Annotated in this window: 1 rRNA gene (only partly in view); it reads right to left on the bottom strand. The window is 52.8% G+C overall.

Annotated features, from left to right (window positions below):
- Nucleotides 1-32: 32 nt before the first annotated feature.
- Nucleotides 33-1430: ribosomal RNA gene (locus R7P35_RS23545) — 23S ribosomal RNA — on the bottom strand (it continues 1566 nt past the right edge of the window).

The raw sequence follows: 1430 nt of genomic DNA, 5'->3' as shown, positions 1-1430 counted from the left end.
CATTGAGTCCATCAAAACCCCTTGGGTGTTGTATGGTTAAGCCTCACGGGCAATTAGTACAGGTTAGCTCAACGCCTCACAACGCTTACACACCCTGCCTATCAACGTCGTAGTCTACGACAACCCTTTAGGATACTTAAAGTATCAGGGAGAACTCATCTCAAGGCTCGCTTCCCGCTTAGATGCTTTCAGCGGTTATCGATCCCGAACTTAGCTACCGGGCAATGCGTCTGGCGACACAACCCGAACACCAGAGGTTCGTCCACTCCGGTCCTCTCGTACTAGGAGCAGCCCCTTTCAATTCTCCAACGCCCACGGCAGATAGGGACCGAACTGTCTCACGACGTTCTAAACCCAGCTCGCGTACCACTTTAAATGGCGAACAGCCATACCCTTGGGACCGACTTCAGCCCCAGGATGTGATGAGCCGACATCGAGGTGCCAAACACCGCCGTCGATATGAACTCTTGGGCGGTATCAGCCTGTTATCCCCGGAGTACCTTTTATCCGTTGAGCGATGGCCCTTCCATTCAGAACCACCGGATCACTATGACCTGCTTTCGCACCTGCTCGAATTGTCATTCTCGCAGTCAAGCGGGCTTATGCCATTGCACTAACCTCACGATGTCCAACCGTGATTAGCCCACCTTCGTGCTCCTCCGTTACGCTTTGGGAGGAGACCGCCCCAGTCAAACTACCCACCAGGCACTGTCCGCAACCCCGATAAGGGGTCGACGTTAGAACATCAACACTACAAGGGTGGTATTTCAAGGACGGCTCCACGCAATCTAGCGACTGCGCTTCAAAGCCTCCCACCTATCCTACACATGTAGGGTCAATGTTCAGTGCCAAGCTGTAGTAAAGGTTCACGGGGTCTTTCCGTCTAGCCGCGGGTACACTGCATCTTCACAGCGATTTCAATTTCACTGAGTCTCGGGTGGAGACAGCGTGGCCATCATTACGCCATTCGTGCAGGTCGGAACTTACCCGACAAGGAATTTCGCTACCTTAGGACCGTTATAGTTACGGCCGCCGTTTACCGGGGCTTCGATCAAGAGCTTCGACCGAAGTCTAACCCCATCAATTAACCTTCCGGCACCGGGCAGGCGTCACACCGTATACGTCATCTTGCGATTTTGCACAGTGCTGTGTTTTTAATAAACAGTTGCAGCCACCTGGTATCTGCGACTCTCAATAGCTCCATCCGCGAGGGACTTCACCGTCGAGAGCGTACCTTCTCCCGAAGTTACGGTACCATTTTGCCTAGTTCCTTCACCCGAGTTCTCTCAAGCGCCTTGGTATTCTCTACCCGACCACCTGTGTCGGTTTGGGGTACGATTCCTTACAATCTGAAGCTTAGAGGCTTTTCCTGGAAGCATGGCATCAATGACTTCACATCCGTAGATGCTCGACGTCGTGTCTCAGCCTTA

Origin of the sequence: Vibrio sp. Vb0304 (assembly GCF_033338995.1) — a bacterium.
GTDB classification, from domain to species: domain Bacteria; phylum Pseudomonadota; class Gammaproteobacteria; order Enterobacterales; family Vibrionaceae; genus Vibrio; species Vibrio alginolyticus.
Note: the sequence above shows the minus strand (reverse complement) of the source record. Positions and strands in the feature narration are given on the sequence as shown.